The 16,306-nt window shown below is 66.5% G+C and carries 10 protein-coding genes; 6 read left to right on the top strand and 4 right to left on the bottom strand.

Annotated features, from left to right (window positions below; all coding sequences use genetic code 11):
- The first annotated feature begins 825 nt into the window (after window positions 1-825).
- The 5 genes from betI (at window position 826) to X946_RS23650 (ending at window position 10,880) form a co-directional block, all read left to right on the top strand.
- Window positions 826-1,416, top strand: a complete 591-nt coding sequence (betI, locus tag X946_RS23630; protein ID WP_038752849.1) for a transcriptional regulator BetI — start codon at window positions 826-828, stop codon at window positions 1,414-1,416.
- Window positions 1,417-1,452: 36 nt separating this feature from the next.
- Entirely contained in the window at window positions 1,453-2,922 is a 1,470-nt protein-coding gene (gene betB, locus X946_RS23635) for a betaine-aldehyde dehydrogenase (RefSeq protein WP_038752850.1), read from the top strand.
- Between the two features lie 20 nt (window positions 2,923-2,942).
- Entirely contained in the window at window positions 2,943-4,640 is a 1,698-nt protein-coding gene (gene betA / locus X946_RS23640; RefSeq protein WP_038752852.1) for a choline dehydrogenase, read from the top strand.
- 1,226 nt (window positions 4,641-5,866) lie between these two features.
- Window positions 5,867-9,244: a 3-keto-5-aminohexanoate cleavage protein gene (locus X946_RS23645; protein ID WP_038752853.1), complete on the top strand. Its 3,378-nt coding sequence runs from the start codon at window positions 5,867-5,869 to the stop codon at window positions 9,242-9,244.
- A gap of 211 nt (window positions 9,245-9,455) precedes the next feature.
- Complete coding sequence (locus tag X946_RS23650; protein WP_038752855.1) at window positions 9,456-10,880, top strand: MFS transporter; 1,425 nt, start codon at window positions 9,456-9,458, stop codon at window positions 10,878-10,880.
- A gap of 375 nt (window positions 10,881-11,255) precedes the next feature.
- Here the strand turns inward: X946_RS23650 and X946_RS23655 are convergent, their stop codons facing one another.
- The 3 genes from X946_RS23655 to X946_RS23665 are packed head-to-tail and all read right to left on the bottom strand — an operon-like array spanning window position 11,256 to window position 15,376.
- A complete protein-coding gene (locus tag X946_RS23655) occupies window positions 11,256-12,734 on the bottom strand; it encodes a hybrid sensor histidine kinase/response regulator (RefSeq protein ID WP_038752857.1) in 1,479 nt (492 codons plus the stop codon).
- Complete coding sequence (locus X946_RS23660; protein ID WP_038752859.1) at window positions 12,731-13,183, bottom strand: response regulator; 453 nt, start codon at window positions 13,181-13,183, stop codon at window positions 12,731-12,733. The genes X946_RS23655 and X946_RS23660 overlap by 4 nt, the downstream gene beginning before the upstream one ends.
- 36 nt (window positions 13,184-13,219) lie before the next feature.
- Complete coding sequence (locus tag X946_RS23665) at window positions 13,220-15,376, bottom strand: sensor histidine kinase (RefSeq protein WP_038752861.1); 2,157 nt, start codon at window positions 15,374-15,376, stop codon at window positions 13,220-13,222.
- On the opposite strand from X946_RS23665, the gene X946_RS35525 reads away from it, so the two are divergent.
- Window positions 15,279-15,650 carry a hypothetical protein gene (locus tag X946_RS35525; RefSeq protein ID WP_162483271.1) on the top strand — a complete coding sequence of 124 codons (372 nt, stop codon included), beginning with the start codon at window positions 15,279-15,281 and terminating at the stop codon, window positions 15,648-15,650. The genes X946_RS23665 and X946_RS35525 overlap by 98 nt on opposite strands.
- A gap of 154 nt (window positions 15,651-15,804) precedes the next feature.
- Here X946_RS35525 and X946_RS23675 read toward each other — a convergent pair whose 3' ends face one another.
- Window positions 15,805-16,290, bottom strand: a complete 486-nt coding sequence (locus tag X946_RS23675; RefSeq protein WP_038752865.1) for an OsmC family protein — start codon at window positions 16,288-16,290, stop codon at window positions 15,805-15,807.
- Window positions 16,291-16,306 lie beyond the last annotated feature (16 nt).

Raw genomic sequence — 16,306 nt, forward strand, 5'->3', positions numbered from 1 at the left:
ATTCGCAACAGGCAATACGCCTCCCCGGGCCTGTCGCGGTTCCCCCGCTCCCTTTAGCCCGTGGTCTCCAGCGCCTCTATCTCGCATGACGCCTCTTGAGGATTACCGCTTCCCATCGCCATTCCGCTTTCTCAACCGTCGCGCGGCGGCTTGCGCTTTTGCGGTGTTAATACTAATACGCTGAATACAACCTCCTCAACTACTTTTAATGTTTTGCCTCAAAAAACTCATCAATGTATCCTTCCGTACATTTAACAAATCATTCTAAAATCCCTGATCCGATTAACCCCTTCATCGCCCCGAAATATTTTCTGTGATATAGAACGCATCACGACGGCATCGACCGAGACGCCCGTCACACACCCCTCCGGAACCGATCCTCGCGCGCCCGCCCCGGATACCCCACCCATCCGAATCAATACCCGCCGAAGCGCGAAATCTCCAATCCCGACATCGCGATCGCATCACCCTTCCGCTTTCGCAATACCCATCCGATGACAGTCGCGCACCAAAACGGATATTTAACTTCATACTTATTGGCATTAACGCCCCGCCTATAACACGAACCCGTAATACACGAATTGCCGATTGAAACGTTTTAAACATTCTCATCAATCTTCCAATTCACTTTCACCAATGCGCGGATTAACTGCGCACCGATGCGGCACGCGCACGCCGGCGGCCGACGCGAGCAAAAAGCCCCCACCCACCTCGAGCGTTCCACCGCATCGGTCGATCCCCACATATTTTTATTGATTGAACGTTCAATAAAAAACCGCTATCCTTTCGGCTTCGCTCACCCGCCTCGCGCACAAAGGCCCCGCGATGCCCAAACTCGGAATGCGCGAGATCCGTCGCGCCCAATTGATCGACGCGACGCTCCGCTCCATCGACGAGGCCGGCCTGCCCGGCACGACGCTCGCATCCGTCGCTCAGCGCGCGAACATCTCGACGGGCATCGTCAGCCATTACTTCGGCGACAAGGACGGCCTGCTCGAAGCAACGATGCGCCACGTGCTGCGCGACCTGTGGGCCGCGACCGCGCGCCATCGCGCCGCGGCCTCCGGTGGTGAGCCGCGCGCGCGGCTGCGTGCCGTCGTCGCGGCCAACTTCGACGGCACGCAAATCAGCGCGCCCGTGATGAAGACCTGGCTCGCGTTCTGGTCGCAGAGCATGCACGAGCCGACGTTGAAACGCCTGCAGCGCGTCAACACGCGGCGGCTCTATTCGAATCTGTGCGCGGAGTTCGCAAAGACGCGGCCCCGCGCGCGAGCCCGCGAGGCCGCAAGCGGCCTCGCCGCGCTGATCGACGGCCTGTGGCTGCGCGGCGCGCTCGCGGGCGAACCGTTCGACACCGAGGCAGCCCTGAAGCTCGCCAACGATTACATCGACCTGTTGCTCGCGCCGCGCGCCTGACGCGCCACGCACCCTCGCCCACTCAAGGAGATCCTTATGTCCGTATACGGCCTGCAACGCCTTTACATCGCCGGCGCCTACGCCGACGCCACGAGCGGCAAGACGTTCGACACGTTCGATCCGGCGACGGGCGAACTGCTAGCAAGCGTTCAGCAAGCGAGCGCCGACGACGTCGAGCGCGCGGTCGCGTCCGCGCGCGAAGGCCAGCGCGAATGGGCGGCGATGACCGCGATGCAGCGCTCGCGCATCCTGCGCCGCGCGGTCGAACTGCTGCGCGAGCACAACGACGAACTCGCCGAGCTCGAAATGCGCGACACCGGCAAGCCGATCGCCGAAACGCGCGCCGTCGACATCGTCACGGGCGCCGACGTGATCGAGTACTACGCGGGCCTCGCGACCGCGATCGAAGGCCTGCAAGTGCCGCTGCGTCCGGAATCGTTCGTCTACACGCGGCGCGAGCCGCTCGGCGTATGCGCGGGCATCGGCGCGTGGAACTATCCGATCCAGATCGCGTGCTGGAAGAGCGCGCCCGCGCTCGCCGCCGGCAACGCGATGATCTTCAAGCCGAGCGAAGTCACGCCGCTGTCCGCGCTCAAGCTCGCCGAGATCTATACCGAAGCGGGCGTGCCCGCCGGCGTGTTCAACGTCGTGCAGGGCGACGGCTCGGTCGGCGCGCTGCTTACCGCGCATCCGGGGATCGCGAAGGTGTCGTTCACGGGCGGCGTCGAGACCGGCAAGAAAGTGATGTCGCTCGCAGGCGCTTCGTCGCTGAAGGAGGTGACGATGGAGCTGGGCGGCAAGTCGCCGCTCATCGTGTTCGACGACGCCGAGCTCGACCGCGCGGCCGACATCGCCGTCACCGCGAACTTCTTCAGTGCGGGGCAGGTGTGCACGAACGGCACGCGCGTGTTCGTGCAGCAAGCGGTGAAAGAGGCGTTCGTGCAGCGCGTGCTCGAACGCGTCGCGCGAATCCGCGTCGGCAAACCTTCGGACCCCGACACGAATTTCGGCCCGCTCGCGAGCGCCGCGCAACTCGACAAGGTGCTCGGCTACATCGAGAGCGGCAAAACCGAAGGCGCGAAGCTGCTCGCGGGTGGCGCGCGCCTCGCGCACGACCACTTCGCGAGCGGCCAGTACGTCGCGCCGACCGTGTTCGGCGATTGCCGCGACGACATGAAGATCGTTCGCGAAGAAATCTTCGGCCCGGTGATGAGCATTCTGTCGTTCGAGACGGAAGACGAGGCGATCGCGCGCGCGAACGCGACCGAATACGGCCTCGCGGCGGGCGTCGTCACCGAGAACCTGTCTCGCGCGCACCGCGCGATCCATCGCCTCGAAGCCGGCATCTGCTGGATCAACACGTGGGGCGAATCGCCCGCCGAGATGCCCGTTGGCGGCTACAAGCAATCCGGTGTCGGACGCGAGAACGGCATCACGACGCTCGAGCACTACACTCGAATCAAATCGGTGCAGGTCGAGCTCGGCCGCTATCAACCGGTGTTCTAAGCATTGAGGAGAACGCAACGATGACGACGCGCGAATTCGATTACATCATCTGCGGCGCGGGCTCAGCGGGCAACGTGCTCGCGACGCGCCTCACCGAGGACCCGGACGTCACCGTGCTGCTCCTCGAGGCGGGCGGCCCCGACTACCGGCTCGACTTCCGCACGCAGATGCCGGCGGCGCTCGCCTACCCGCTGCAGGGCCGCCGCTACAACTGGGCATACGAAACCGATCCCGAGCCGCACATGAATCATCGGCGGATGGAGTGCGGCCGCGGCAAGGGCCTCGGCGGCTCGTCGCTGATCAACGGAATGTGCTACATCCGCGGCAACGCGCTCGACTACGACAACTGGTCGACCCACAAGGGCCTCGAAGACTGGTCGTACCTCGACTGCCTGCCGTACTTCAGGAAGGCCGAGACGCGCGACGTCGGCCCGAACGACTATCACGGCGGCGACGGCCCGGTGTCCGTGACGACGAGCAAGCCCGGCGTGAATCCGCTTTTCGAGGCGATGGTCGAGGCCGGCGTGCAGGCCGGCTATCCGCGCACCGACGACCTCAACGGCTATCAGCAGGAAGGCTTCGGCCCGATGGACCGCACGGTCACGCCGCGAGGCCGCCGCGCATCGACCGCGCGCGGCTATCTCGACCAGGCGCGCCCACGCCCGAATCTCGAGATCGTCACGCATGCGCTTGCCGATCGCATTCTGTTCTCCGGCAAGCGCGCGACGGGCGTCGCGTTCCTGCACGGCAACGAGCGCGTCACCGCGCATGCGCGCCGCGAAGTGCTCGTGTGCAGCGGCGCGATCGCGTCGCCGCAACTGCTGCAGCGCTCGGGCGTCGGCCCCGGCGAATGGCTGCGTGAGCTCGACATTCCCATCGTGCTCGATCTGCCCGGCGTCGGCCGCAATCTGCAGGATCACCTGGAGATGTACATCCAGTACGAATGCAAGGAGCCGGTGTCGCTATATCCGGCGCTCAAGTGGTGGAACCAGCCGAAGATCGGCCTTGAGTGGATGATCAACGGCACGGGCCTCGGCGCGAGCAACCACTTCGAAGCGGGCGGCTTCATCCGCACGCGCGACGACGACCGGTGGCCGAACATCCAGTATCACTTCCTACCCGTCGCGATCAATTACAACGGCTCGAACGCGATCGAGATGCACGGCTTCCAGGCGCACGTCGGCTCGATGCGTTCGCCGAGCCGCGGCCGCGTGAAGCTGCGCTCGCGCGATCCGAACGCGCATCCGAGCATTCTGTTCAACTACATGTCGGAAGCGCTCGACTGGCGCGAATTCCGCGATGCGATCCGCGCGACGCGCGAGATCATGCGCCAGCCGGCACTCGACCGCTTCCGCGGCCGCGAGCTGAATCCGGGCATCGATCTGAAGAGCGACAACGACCTCGATGCATTCGTGCGCGCCCGCGCGGAAACGGCGTTCCATCCGTCCTGCTCGTGCAAGATGGGCTTCGACGACACGGCCGTCGTCGACGACGAAGGCCGCGTGCATGGGCTCGAGGGGCTGCGCGTCGTCGATGCGTCGATCATGCCGATCATCACGACCGGCAACCTGAACGCGCCGACGATCATGATCGCCGAGAAGATCGCCGACAAGATCCGCAAGCGCGAGCCGCTCGAACGCGCGAACGTGCGGTACTACGTCGCGAACGGCGCGCCTGCGCGCGGCGGCAAGCCTGCCCGAGCGCCCGCCACCGCGTAGGCTCGTTCGGCGGATGCCGCACCGGTGGCCATCGACGCGCGAGAACACTTCGAGCGCGTTCGATGCGGCCACCGGTGCCGCATGTCGCACGTGCCTCGAATAAACGACCGGTCGACCGACTGTCCGCTCGCTCGATCGACGCACGCGCACCCGACAGGCAAATCCTGCGCCCCGCCCTGCGTCGCGCATGTTCGGTGCCATGCGCGCACCGGCCACAACGATACTGCGCCGACAATGAGGAACCGGCGCTTCTCGAGGATCACCCGTGCGATGTCGCATGATTTCGGTCGATACGGGCGACCTCCCGACGCCAATCCCACGATAGCCTGAGCGACGCATGCCGCTCGCCCCGAATCGGCAAGGAGCGCATCGATGACGCGCCGGCCGCCCCGCATGCCGCGCACGTTCGAATCCATCCCTGCGCGATCGCAATCAGTGCGGGCTGAGCGCACGCACCGGCGGCTAGGTCGACAAAGCAGCGCGGCGCGGATCGATTACCGCTTGCCGCGCAATGCGCCGATCAAGCCCCCTGCCCGAAACGCAATCCGCGACCGCCGGCGCGCCCGTCCAAGCGTTGTGCCCGCGCCGATCGATTGCCGGCTCATCTCGACGATCAAGCGCAGCACCGCACTGCACTGCAGTTCGTTCGATGCAACGATTAAGCAATCGGCACGCAATTTACTGAAATATCGATTTCACAAAAACAGAAATTCTCCGAATCCATCCGCCCAAATGGTTTGTCGATCGATATCGAATCCATTGAATATTCAAATTCAGTCATCCATCGATTCACATTGCTCACAAAAATATCGAACCCCGCTTTATCTCCATATCGGAATCAGGAAACGGCGCAATCCGCGCCCAATGCCCACGGAGCCCCAGCGCCCGCCCATCAAGCCATGACATCAGGCGCGCCGCACGATTCTCCCCAATCGAAACAAACGAATCGAATAAATTAACATCAACGAAATTACGCTCATTTCAATTTCAAAAAATTCAACTCATAATTATTTTTATAAATCAGCGTAATTTTATTGTAAGATGTCTGCAAGGCACCTTACAGCCATACCGGCGAGGTGCCTTCCGCATTTAGGCGGACGAGCCGTTCACGACCCGGACCGAGGCAAAACGCGGCACAACCCGGCCCGGCGATTCAGCGGCACCATGAAATGTCGCATCCGATCTCAATTATTTAGGATCACTTTCTAACGTATTTCAGGACGATCATGGTCAAGACCTTCTACATCACTGCAGCCCCTGTCGGCGCTGTCCCGAAGTTCCTCGATCCGCTGGAGCCGAAGTTCATCCCGCATGCGTTGCTCGAGCTGCTGCCCGCCGATACGCGCGAGGCCACGACCAAGGCTCTCGAGGCCAACGGATGGGAGGCCGTGCCCACGGGCGGCATCGTGCGCGAATTCGGCTTCGATGCGCCGATCGATCTGACCGAATACGAAGGCGCGCAAGAATCGGCCACCGCGCCGGACGCACTGCGCCGGAACGGCTGGACGCCGGACGGCAACGTATGGCATCGCACGCTGACTTCGCCGTCGCTCGCCCAGCCGCCGTTGATCACGCGCACGACGCTCGAGCGCCTGTCGTCGATCGAACTGGCCCGGCAGATCGTCCTGCAGCTCACGACGTTCGGCTGGACCGCCACCGAAGACGGCAGCCTGACCTGGACGCACGATCGAATCCACACGTATCTGTCGCCGGACTTCGTCGAGCGGATTCGCGCCGACAATGCGGCCGTGCTCGAATCGCTGTTCGAACACGGCTGGCGCACATGCGACGCCGGCTACTGGCAGCCGGGCAAGGCGCGCTCGCCCTTTCTGCCGATCACGGCGGAAGGCATCGTCGACGCATCGCGCGAGGCCCTCCGCGAAGGCGCGGCGGTGGTCCATCTGCACACGCGCGCGACCGACGACCAGGCGACGCTCGCGATTCCCGGGCTGAACGCGCCGATCGGCGTCGGCTCTCAGCGCAATCACATCGTGCTCGAGGACTACGATCGCATCGTGCCCTCGCTGCTCGACCTGGAGCCGTCCGCGATCCTGAATCTGTCGACGAGCGCGCGCGGCGACCGCCGCGCGTCGCAAAGCCCGCTGCGGCGCGCGCACCTGAAGCGCTACGGCCACGCGCAGCTCGCGCCCGACGTCGCGTCGTTCAGCCCCGGGCCTGTCGTGTTCCAGGCAGGCGGCGGCTATGACAATCCGAACGCGTTCCTCGCGGATCAGCTCGCCCACTTCGCGGACGTCGGCGTGCGGCCCGAGATCGAGGTGTTCAACCACACGATCGTCGAGAATTCGATCACGCTCTATCAGTCGCCGCTCGTCAAGGCCGGCGTTCCGGTGCTGTTCATGCTCGTCGCCGCCGTGGACCAATACCATCGCGACCCCGTCAGCGGCGACACGAGCGACGATTCGCTGATCGACGTGCCCACGCGCAAGGCGATCGCGAAGCTGCTGCAAGCGGGCACCGACGATGCGCACGAGAAGGCCGTCGAGCTCGCCGCCACGCAACTGCGCCCGAGCGTCGACAAGCTTCGCGACAACTTTCCGTCGTGCAAGATCTCGCTGCTGCTGCCTGGCCCGTTCCAGGCGTTGCTCGTCGACGTGGCGATCGCACTCGATCTCGACGGCATCCGCGTCGGCCTCGAGGATGCGCTGAACGTCTTCGACGCGCGTGTGCCGGGCGGCGTGCGCAAGGCATGCGGGACGGGCGATCAGGTCCGCTGGCTGCGGCTCGAGCTCGAGCGCCGCGGCATCGGCATCGTCGACGCCGAAACGCTGCGCGACGAGCTCGGCATGTCGCGCCCCGACGTCGGGCTGTTCCGCCAGGCGGAGGCCTCGCTCGCGCACTATCCGGCGGACGAGCGTCTCGTATCGGCCGATACGATTCTCGATGCGCTGCGGCCGATCGTCGACACGTATCGCAAGATCGAAGACCGGCTCGCGTCGCACCTTGCGAGCGCGCAAGCCCTGCCGACCGATCCCGCCGCGCTCGCCGAACACGTGCTGACGGCCGCGCGCAGCTTCGGCGTCACGATTCGCTCGTTCGTCGAGGAGCTCGATCGCTACGAGGACCACGAGTATCTGCTCGCCCGCTACATCCAGATCCCGCAAGCGCTGAATTTCGCGCGCGAGCTGCTCGTGCCGCGCGGCTATTCGATCGACGCGTACGACCGCGCGCTCGAAGATTACGCCCGCCCAGGCAAGACCGTGACGCGCGACGATGCGAGTTACAGCGTGCGAGTCGACCAGTTCAAGCCGCTGCCGCTGCGCTGCCTCGAATATCTGGTCGGGATTCCTTGCCGATACAACAGCGACTACAGCAACGTCGTGAATCTCGGCTTGCGCCAGAGCCCGCGCTACAGCGCGACGATGGCGCTGCTCTACCACGCGTTGCGCGAGCTCACGCTCGAGTTGCGCGATCGCTCGAACGCGTCGCACAAGGCGTGCGGACCGGTCTGGACCGTGCTCGAAACGTCGGCCGCGGCGGGCGAGCCGCCCGTGCGCCGCGACATCGCGCCGGGCGAGTTGCCGGCCGCGATCGACAGCGTCGACTGGATCGTGTTGCCGAGCACGCCGACCACCAACTATCCGCTAGGCCTCAAGCTATCGAACGGAATGGCTCAGCTGTTCCATGGCTTCGTCGCGCAGATCGCCGCCGATCCGACATTGCATGCTTCGCAGCATGCGCGCCGCGACACGCCGCTGCGCCTGCTCGCGATCACGCATTCGGGACGTCGCGACGACGGCGAAACGGTGATCGAAGCCAGCATGCTGCACAACCGCTTCGCGCTGAACGCGGACCCGGCGGGCATCTACTTCAGTCAGGAATCGCAACTGATCTACGAGCGCCTGATTTTGCCGCGCCTCGTCGACAAGCCTGCCAAGCTCGCGTACACCGAACAGCAGCTCGTACGCCGCGACGCGGCGGGATTCCCGCTGTATCAGGACGGCTCGCGCGCGCGACGCGTCAAGGCGGAGCAGATCGAGCAGTTGCCGTTCCTCAAGTGCTTCGCGCACAGCTCGGGGATCGCGACCGCGCAGCAGCTCGACGTGCAGGCGTGCCACGACGGCGAGCGCCTCGGCCTCACGGGCGACGAGCTCCGTGCGTTCTTCGATCGCGCGCTGCTCGTGTCGTTCGGCTCCGCCGCGGATATCCACCTCGACTGGCTCGGCACGTCGGTCGTCGACGTGACCGCGTTCAACGACGTGCGCAGCCTCGCCGGCACGACGAGCCGTCATTACGTGATCGAGCCGGGCGAGCATGCGGACGTGCTGCAGCATTGTCTCGTCCACACGCAGCCCGCCGACTATCGCTACGATCACGCGACGCCGGTCTGGCAAGAAGGCCGGCACGACAAGATCGTCGCGCGGCTGACGGGCGTGTTCCTGCTCGACGACCATGCTCGGCTCGACGACGGCCACTCGATTCGCCGCTACCTGGCCGCGAGCCCGCTGTGGCTTCGCCAGTGGATCGCGCGCTTTCACGACGCGCCCGCCGACGCCGGCGCGCACGCGATCCTGCGCGAGTTGCAGTCGTCGATGACCGACTACCGGTCGAGCGCGAACCACATGATGCGGCGAGCGCTCGCGTAAGCCCGCGCGGCGCGCCGGCGGCGTCACGCGCCGGCGCGCCCGCCTTCGGCGGACGGCGTCGCCGCGAACGCGGCGCCGCCCCGCCGATGGCGCGCCCGTTCCACCCGCATGCCGCTTTCCTTCTATGGCGGCGAATAATGGCCAAGTCTACTGAACGAACCGCGCGCCCCGCGCATCCCGCGCCGGGGCCGCGTTACCACCAGAGACCGCCATGCCAGCCGCCCTCGCCGCCCCTTCGAGCGCCACGCGCGCCAGCGCCGCCGCCCGCCTCGAACGATTGCCGTTTTCCGGCTATCACAAGCTCATCTTCGTGATCATCGCGATCGCGTTTTTCTTCGACTCGGTGGATCTCGGCACGATGACCTTCGTGCTCGGCTCGATCAAGAAGGAGTTCGGCCTATCGACGGCGACGGCCGGCCTCGTCGCGAGCGCGAGCTTCTTCGGGATGGTGCTCGGTGCGGCAATCGCGGGCCTGCTCGCCGACCGCTTCGGCCGGCGCCCCGTGTTCCAGTGGAGCATGGTGCTGTGGGGCGCGGCGTCGTACCTCTGCTCGACCGCGCAGAACGTCGACGCGCTGATCGTCTATCGCGTGCTGCTCGGAATCGGCATGGGCATGGAGTTTCCGGTCGCGCAAACGCTCTTGTCCGAATTCGTTCCCGCCGCGAAGCGCGGCCGGCTGATCGCGCTGATGGACGGCTTCTGGCCGCTCGGCTTCATCACCGCCGGCATCGTGTCGTACTTCGTGCTCCCGCTGTTCGGCTGGCGCACCGTGTTCGCGCTGCTCGCGCTGCCCGCCGTGTTCGTGCTCGTCGTGCGCCGGCTCGTGCCGGAATCGCCGCGTTGGCTCGAGCACCACGGCCGGCTCGCCGAGGCCGAGCGCGTGCTCGCGCGCGTCGAGGCGAAGGTGATGAAGTCCGCGCGCGTGTCGAGCCTGCCTGCGCCGTCGCGGCTCGCGGAGCCCGCCGCCGCGCGTGGCCGCGGCGCGTTGCGAGAGATCTGGAGCGCTGCCTACCGCCGTCGCACGACAATGGTCTGGCTGCTGTGGTTCTTCGCGCTGCTCGGCTTCTACGGCCTCACCTCGTGGCTCGGCGCGCTGCTGCAGCAGGCGGGCTTCGCCGTCACGCAATCGGTGTTCTATACGGCGCTGATCTCGCTCGGCGGCATTCCCGGCTTCCTGTGCGCGGCGTGGCTCGTCGAGCGCTGGGGACGCAAGCCGACCTGCATCGCGTCGCTCGTCGGCGGCGCCGCGATGGCTTACGTGTACGGACAGAGCGCACTGTTCGGCAGCAGCGTGACGCTGCTCGTCGGCACCGGGCTCGCAATGCAGTTCTTCCTGTTCGGCATGTGGGCGGTGCTCTACACGTACACGCCGGAGCTGTACGGCACGGGCGCGCGCGCGACGGGTTCGGGCTTCGCGTCGGCGATCGGCCGGGTCGGCTCGCTGATCGGGCCGTATGTGGTCGGCATCGTGCTGCCGCTCTTCGGCCAAGGCGGCGTGTTCACGCTCGGCGCGCTGTCGTTCGTCGTCGCCGCGCTGGCGGTCGGCGCGCTGGGGATCGAGACGAAAGGCTTGGCGCTCGAGGCGCTCGCGTCGACGGACGACGCGCGCGACGCGGCCGGCGCGGCAGCGAACTGATGGGCCGCCCCGTTCGCGCGACGACGCCGGCACGCGCGTCGCCGCCGGCCGTTGCGAGACGGCGCGCTTCGTTTTCCGGCGGGAACGCACATGCGCAGCCTTCGGCCCGCGCAGCAGCGATCGACGGCGACGCCGGATGCGAAGCCGTCACACGGCCGCCCTTGCGCGGATGCGCCGCGCGCGCGGCAAGCCAAAGACACTTCGTTCAGGGCTGCTACGCGGGCATCATGCGCCAGCCTGCAGGTCGCGCCGTCCGGCAACGCAAAAAAAGCGGCGGCATCGTCGACGGGAAACCGCGCGTCGACGCGCCCCATGTCCGCAGCGCGACGCACTGCGCCACGCGATGCGCTTGATGAACGCGAGAAACGCCGCCGCTCAGCCCGGATCGGCCGCCTCGATCACCGCCAGCGGCAGCGTGGCCGTCAACGCGAATCCACGGCCGGGCGCTGTATCGATCCGGATTTCGCCGCCGAGCCGCGCGGCGCGCTCGCGCATGCCGAGCAGACCGAGGGAATGACGATTGGGACGCGTTTCGCGAGCCGTGCCGTGGCCGTTGTCGGCGATCCGCACGATGCAGTGCGGCTCGTCGCGCACGATGTCGAGCTCGACTTCGGTCGCTTCCGAATGTCGCGCGACGTTGGTGAGCGCCTCCTGAACGATGCGGAACACCTCGGTCGCGCTGTCGCGACTGAACGCGATGTCGTCGGCCTCGATGCGGCTCACCACCCGGATGCGATACCGCACGCCGAACTCGTGTGTCAGCCATTCGATCGCCGGAGTCAGCCCGAGATCGTCCAGCATCACGGGGCGCAGGTCCGCCGCGATCCGCCGCACCGAATCCAGCAGTTGGCTGATCAACGCATACACGTTCGGCAAGCGGCTCGCGCGCGACGACCAGCCCGCGTCCTTCAACTCGCCCTCGACCTGAGTGACCGCCATCTTCAGCGCCGTCAGCTGCTGCCCGAGATCGTCGTGCAATTCCCGCGCAATGCGCGTTTTCTCTTCCTCGCGAATGCCCTGGATATGCGCCGACAGGCGTTGCAGCTCCTCGCGCGACACACGCAGCGCGTCTTCGTCGCGCTTGCGGTCGGTGACGTCCATGATCCAGCCGACCATCCGATACGGCTCGCCCGCGCCGTTCCACAACGCCTGCCCGCGCGACTGAATCCATCGGAAATCGCCGCAGCGCGTGCGCACCCGGTATTCGACGTCGTACGTGTCGCGATGCTCGAGGTGCGCCTTCAGCGCGTCGGTCACGCGCTTCAGGTCGGCGGCGTGAATCGCGTCGCGGTGCCCCGTAATCTCGTCGGGCAGTTCGTGGTCGTCGTAGCCCATGATCTTCTTGAAGTGCGGCGACACGTACATCGCGCCCGTCTGCGGATTCCAGTCCCACAGCCCGGCGCTGGCGCCGCTGACCGCGAGCTGAAACCGCTCCTCGCTCGCCGACAGCGCCGCGGCGACACGGTGCCGCTCCATCGCATAGCGTATCGCCCGGCTCAGCAGCGACGTCTCGACCCGCTTCTTGAGCAGATAGTCCTGCGCGCCCTCCTGTATGGCCTGCAGCCCGACCGACAGATCGTCGAGACCCGTCAGCACGAGCACGGGAACGTCGGGCACCTGCCGGTGAAATTGGCGGAACGTATCGAGCCCGTGCGCGTCGGGCAAGCCGAGATCGAGCAGGACGACGTCGTAATGCATGCGCTTCGCGGACGCGAGCGCCGTCGACAGCAGCTCGGCGCTCGACACGCGCGGCTCGAAATCGGTCACGTCGGTCAGCGCTTCGCCGATCAGCAGCGCATCGGTCTCGCTGTCCTCCACCAGCAGGATGTCGACGTTTCTGGACGATGCGTTCATGGCTTCGCGGGCGGCAGTGTGACCACGCCGAGCCAGAACTCGTTGATGCTGTGCACGACGTCCGTGAATTTGCCGAAATCGACGGGCTTGCTGATGTAGCAGTTCGCATGCAGTCCGTACGATCTCGCGATGTCCTCTTCCGATTTCGACGTCGTCAGGATCACGACCGGAATCGTGCTGAGCCGCGGATCGCGCTTCAGTTCCTGAAGAACCTCGCGGCCGCTCATTTTCGGCAAATTGAGATCGAGAATGATGAGGCCCGGCCGTCGCGCCGACGCGTAGCGCCCCTCGCGCCTCAGGTACGCCATCGCCTCGACGCCGTCCTCGACGACCTGCAGCGGATTGAGCACCTTGTAGTAATCGAGCGCCTCCTTCGTCATCATCACGTCGGTCGGAGAGTCCTCGACCAGCAGGATCTCGACGAGATTTCCTCCGTCATCGGCCATCATCGCTCACCTCCTTCGGATTGCGCGTTTCATCGCGTTTCATCGACGTCCCGTTTCATCCGCGGCCGGCCGCGACAGCGTGAACGAAAACGTCGTTCCCTGCCCCGGCGCGGACTCGACCCAGATGCGGCCGCCATGGTGTTCGACGATGCGCTTGCAAAGCGCGAGCCCGAGCCCCGTTCCCGGATATTCGCGCCGCGTATGCAGGCGCTGGAAGATCAGGAAGATGCGCTCGAAATACTGAGGATCGATTCCGATGCCGTTGTCGCTGATCCGGAACGCCCACGCGTCGTCGCGCGTTTCCGACGCCAGATGGATATGCGCGGTGCGATCCTTGCGGCGGAACTTGATCGCGTTTCCGAGCAGATTCTGGAACAGAAGGACGACCTGCGCGGGGATGCCGTGGACGACCGGCAGCCGGTCGTGACTGATGCGCGCGCCGGCGTCGCGGACGGCGGCGCTCAGGTTCCGGAGCGCCTCGTCGAGCGCGCGCTCGCAGTCGACGGACTGGCGCGCGTCCTCCAGGCGCCCGACGCGCGAATAGCTCAGCAGGTCGTCGATGAGCGCCTGCATTCGGGTCGCGCCGTCGACCGCGTGGCCGATGAACTCGTCGGCCCGCGCGTCGAGTTGCCCCTGATATCGGCGCTGCAGCAACTGCAACGGCCCCGCGACCGCGCGCAACGGCTCCTGGAGATCGTGTGACGCCACGTACGCAAACTGTTCGAGATCCTGATTCGAGCGCGCGAGCTCCTCGCTTCGGCGGCGCAGCTCGAGCTCCGAGCGCTTGCGCTCGGTGATGTCGGCGATCGAGCTGAGCACGAACGTGCCTTCCGACGTCGTGATCGGGTTGAGCCCGATTTCGACCGGGAACTCGGCGCCGTCGCGCCGCAGGCCGTACAGGTCGCGCCCGGCGCCCATCGGCCGCGCGCCCGGCTTGCCGAAGAATGCGCTCCGATGGGCGGCATGCCCGGAACGAAAACGCTCCGGCACCAGCATGTCGACGTTCTGTCCGATCATGTCGTCGCGCACGTAGCCGAACAATCTTTCGGCTTGCGAATTGACGAGCACGATCCGGCCTTCGCGCCCCACCATGATCATCGCGTTCGGCGCGGCCTCGACGGCGAGCCGGAATCGCTCCTCGGCCCGCTCACGCTCCGACACGTCGCGCACGACGAGCACCGCGCCGATCAGCCTGCCGTTCGCGTCGAAAGTGGGCGCGGCATTGCCGTCGACCGGCAGCTCGCCGCCGTTGCGGCCGACGAGCCGCGCGTGAGCCGGCAGGGTCGCGGTGCGTTGCCGCTCGACCGCGACGCGCGCCGGATTGTCGATCGCGCGTCGCGCCGATGCGTGCCGGAAGGTCAGCGCCTCGGCGATCGGCCGGCCGACGACGGCGTCGCCGGCGAGCGCGGTCATCTCCTCGGCGGCCCGGTTGAAGAACGTGACGCGGCCGTCGACGTCGGTCGCCACGACGCCGTCGCCGATGCTCGCGAGCGTGACGTGAAGCAATTCCCGCTGCTCGAAGAGATCGTCGGCCGCGCTCGCCTCGACGAGCAGCAGGCGGCGCATCATGTAGCCGAACGACAGGCACACCGCGAGCGTCAGCAGGCCGGACGCGAGCCCCACCGCGATGGCGACGTCGCGTGTCGTTCTCGCGCGCTCGCGCAGGGCGACCAATCGTTGCTCGACGCTCGCCTCCATGTCGTTGGCGAGCGCGCGCGCCTGATCCATGAAGATCTTGCCGGAATCGTTCGAAACGACCGCGCGCGCCGCATCGAAACCCACGGTCTTGCGAAGCGCGATCGTCGAGGCGAGCTCATCCTGCTTCTTGTCGAGCAGCGTGTGCAGCGCGGCGAGCCGCTGCCGCTGGACCGCTTCGTCCTGCACGAGCGGCGCGAGGAAATCGAACTGCTTGCGAATGTCGGGCAGCGCCGCTTCGTAAGGCTGCAGGTATTCCGGCTTGCCGGTGATGATGTATCCGCGCTGCCCGGTTTCCATGTCGCGGGCGAGCGACAGCAGCCGTTCGAGCCCCGAAATCACTTCGTTGGCGCGGTGGACGTCCGCCTCGCTGTCGAACAGGTTCGTCGTGCCGAGCGCGCCGATGCCCGCCGTCAACAGCAGCAGCACGGCGGCGCTCCACAAGCCGAGGTCGATCCAGCGCGACGCTTTTTCCCCCAATCGCCTGATGCCCGAGGCCATCTCGACTCCCCCGAGGTGTCGTTGCCAGAAAGCCGTTCATAAGCTCGATCGCAGAATGCGGCCGCAGGCCGAGCTTGCTGCACCGCGCCGCCGCGTTCCGGAGCGCTCCGAAGCGTTCCGGGCGCGAGCGGCGGCGCGCCGCCCGTCGCGCGGGCGGAAGCAGTCTGTCGTGGCCGCCGCGTTCGCCGATGCCGGCCGCGGCGCACCGCCCGCCCGGATGAAGACGCCGGCGGCGTCGACCATGCCGGCGCGCGCCGGCGCGGCAGGCAAATGATGTCTGGAGATTAGGCGACAGACACAACGGCCGCAACCTTCGGCGGTGCGGATGCGCCGTTCGGCGGGCGGCGGCGAGCCGTGCCGCGCGGCGTCGCCGCCCGCCGTTGCGCCGCCCGGGAGGCCGCGGCAACGTCGCCGAAACCGCGCGCCGCTCAGCGCGCGTGCTCGTGCGCCCAGCTCCCCTCGACGCCGATCTCGCTCTTCACCGAGTTCGCGAGATAGCACGCTTCATGCGCCGCGTGGTGCAGCGCGTCGACGTCCTCGCGCGTCGGCGCCCGCTCGCCGCCGAACGTCACATGCGGCTTCAACACGATGCGCGTCATCACTTCCTTGCCGTCGGCGTTCTTTTCTATCGTGCCTTCGGCCACGTCGCGATAGCCCGTGACGACGAATTTCCTCTGCGCGGCGAGCGACAGGAACCACAGCATGTGGCAGCTCGACAGCGCCGCGACGAACGCCTCTTCCGGATCGACCGCCGCCGGATCGGAAAACGGCACGCGCACCACGTGCGGCGAGCTCGACGCCGGCACGCGAACGCCGCCGTCGAAGCGCCATTCGTGCTTGCGGCTGTAGCGATTGTCGGTGAACGCTTCGCTTTCCTGCTTCTGCCACGTCACTTCGGCCGTGTAGGTCGACATCGTTTCTCCTTGTGTG

This window comes from Burkholderia sp. ABCPW 111 (genome assembly GCF_000773065.1).
In the GTDB taxonomy this organism is placed as follows: Bacteria; Pseudomonadota; Gammaproteobacteria; order Burkholderiales; family Burkholderiaceae; genus Burkholderia; species Burkholderia savannae.